Origin of the sequence: Falsiroseomonas sp. HC035 (genome assembly GCF_050563525.1) — a bacterium.
Lineage (GTDB): Bacteria > Pseudomonadota > Alphaproteobacteria > Acetobacterales > Acetobacteraceae > Falsiroseomonas.
Window position 1 is genome coordinate 1 of sequence record NZ_JBNXUN010000051.1, and the last position, 2,390, is coordinate 2,390.

The 2,390-nt window shown below is 61.8% G+C and carries 2 protein-coding genes and 1 pseudogene; 1 reads left to right on the forward strand and 2 read right to left on the reverse strand.

Going from position 1 to position 2,390, the window contains the following annotated elements; all coding sequences use genetic code 11:
• Nucleotides 1–372 precede the first annotated feature (372 nt).
• Nucleotides 373–831, reverse strand: coding sequence for a group I truncated hemoglobin (locus ACLF3G_RS29320; protein ID WP_430672911.1), 459 nt, complete (start codon nucleotides 829–831; stop codon nucleotides 373–375).
• 29 nt (nucleotides 832–860) lie between these two features.
• Nucleotides 861–1,793 carry a DUF3034 family protein gene (locus tag ACLF3G_RS29325; RefSeq protein WP_430672912.1) on the reverse strand — a complete coding sequence of 311 codons (933 nt, stop codon included), beginning with the start codon at nucleotides 1,791–1,793 and terminating at the stop codon, nucleotides 861–863.
• A 411-nt stretch (nucleotides 1,794–2,204) separates the two neighbouring features.
• Here ACLF3G_RS29325 and ACLF3G_RS29330 point away from each other — a divergent pair.
• Nucleotides 2,205–2,390: pseudogene (locus tag ACLF3G_RS29330) on the forward strand (IS256 family transposase); the annotation flags it as partial.

Below are 2,390 nucleotides of genomic sequence, written 5' to 3' on the forward strand. Positions count from 1 at the left end.
ACAGGAATCTTCCATCAGCAATTCTCCGGTGGAAGACAGGTGGATGCGCCCAGTCGGGAAGAAACATAACGATGGCTCTCAACCGGCGATGATACCGAAGGTGCGTACAAGCGGCTCTCGGATCGCTGCCCGCTGGGCCAACAGGCCGGGCGCACGACGGTGATCATGCGGCCCTCACCTCCAACACGAGGACCGACTGAAAGCCGTATCCCTCGTGATGTGCATTGAACAGCGCATCTGCTGGTTTTCATCCACGACATCGAAGGTGTCGTCGATGTAGAGTGAGATGCGCCGCAGCACTCATTGGAAGCTCCGGCAGTCGCCCTCGACGATGGCATAGCCCAGTTCCAGGCCGACACTGCAGAATTGGAGCTAGCGCGTGATGATGTCGCGGTGCATCGGTGCGAGCACAGCCAGAAGTCGGTTCTGCGACGCAAAGGGGATGCGACGCTGTTCCATCGCTGCTTGCAACGCCTCAACAAGCGCATAGAACTGTGCCTGATTGACACCCATACCCGCGTGGGATTCTCGCATGGTGCGCCCGGTGTAGACACAACCACCATTGAGGATCTGGCAAACCTGCTCTACCAATCGCGCCTTTAGGGCAGTGTTGTCGCGGTTGCCGAAAAAGGGCTGCGTTGTGGGATTGGCGATGAGTTCACGCTCGAATTCCTCCATCAGCGCGCGGATGCCGTCGAGGCCGCCAAAATCCTCCAGCACGCGCGTGCCAGAGACTGTGGGGTAAACCTCGGTGGCGGTCTGCGCTTGGACCGGCAAGAGTGCGCCAACAGCGAGGAACGACAGGACGCCGAGAGTGCTGGTGCGAATCATCAGATGTTTCCTTGCCCGCGTGACGGAGATCAAAAGCCAATGTTGAGCGAGAGGTAGGCGCCGCGCTGGCTCCGTGGTGCAGCCGCAGCAACAATCTCACCAAGGTCGACATAGGCGAGCGTCACGGAGACGTTCTTCGACAAGGCGTAGGCTGCAAAAAAGTCATAGGCATCGCGCGAGGTCGATACGCCAAGGTTCAGCGGGCGGCGGCGATACTCTGCGCCTATGGCGAGGTTGCGATTGACCAAATAGGCGACTGAAACCTCCGGCATGATCTGATAGTCGTCGTTGCGCGCACCACCAAACCCTAGGAAGCCAAATTCGTTCGCTCGGGTGGCGCGGAGCGTGCCGTTGACCAGAAGGCTCTGGCTTAGAAGCAGTTTGGTGGCCGAGACGTAGAAATCCCAGTCGGCATCTCGCTCCGCGCCGACCGCGCGTACGACATCGTTGCGGTTGTTCTGCCGGTACTGGGCGCCAACCGCGACCTGCGGCAGCAGGGTATCCTGATCCAGCACGAGATCCCCAAACAGCCGTACCTTCACGCCAAAAATGTCCTGGCCGAACGTGAAGTCACGGCCGAGGCCAAGGTCGCCCCCAACCCGCTGCGTGTTGAACTCGGCGCGGGCGTAGGACAACTCGACGCGATTGTAGAAGCCCGCAAGAGCACCGTAGCTGCTAGCGCGGTAGTCCCTCAGCGGGATGAAAGTGCCGAATGCAGTCGCGCCGATCTCGTCGCGCGTACCGTAGCCACCAATAGTCGCCCAGGGCACCAGTCCGCCGCCGGACGCGCCCTCAAACATGGTGACGCCGCCGGTCAGCAGGAGCCGACCAGAGGTGGTGCTCGGCACGAAGCTGTCAGCAGAGGGCAACCGCACCGCATTGCCACCTTGTGCGGCCACCGGCCCAGCCGCCAGCAGGATTAGGCAGGACACCAGTCCGGCTAGAAGGTTGTTCTGTGACATGTTGCTGCATCCGCTCCCCGTCGGCGCCGGAACGGCGCTCCATAGCCCTACGGAAGGGCAAGGCTCTTGGATGCAGAACCACAATATTTTTCTGCGCTGTCTGTCGTTGAAGGCCTAACCCGGATCAATCATGCGGGCTGAAGCGTATGGTGCAAGCCGCTGATGGGTTTGACGCCGGCGAGACGGTGATCGCACTCGACTGTCTTTCCACAGAAGTGCGTGTCGTCATGCGCGGCGGGCCGCTGCGGGTGCTGAGGCGCGCCAGTGGCGGTCGGGAGAAGATTGTGGTCGAGGTGGGCCCGACGCCTCCGTTCGGGAGCTCACGACCTTTGCCGAGCCGGCGTTGGCGCCCTCGGGACTGTCGGGAATTTCGTGTGTGGACGGTCATGATGGGAAAGAAGGAGCTCCCCCATGGCCCGACGCAGAACGCCCCGGATTCCTGATGAGATGCTGGACCAGCTGCTGTCCGGTGCGGACGCCAGTACTGCCTTCGACCAGGGCGGCCTGCTGGATCAGCTGAAGAAGGCGCTGGCCGAGCGGGCGCTGAACGCCGAGATGGACCATCACCTGGCGGGCGAGGCCGGTGCCGGGAACAGT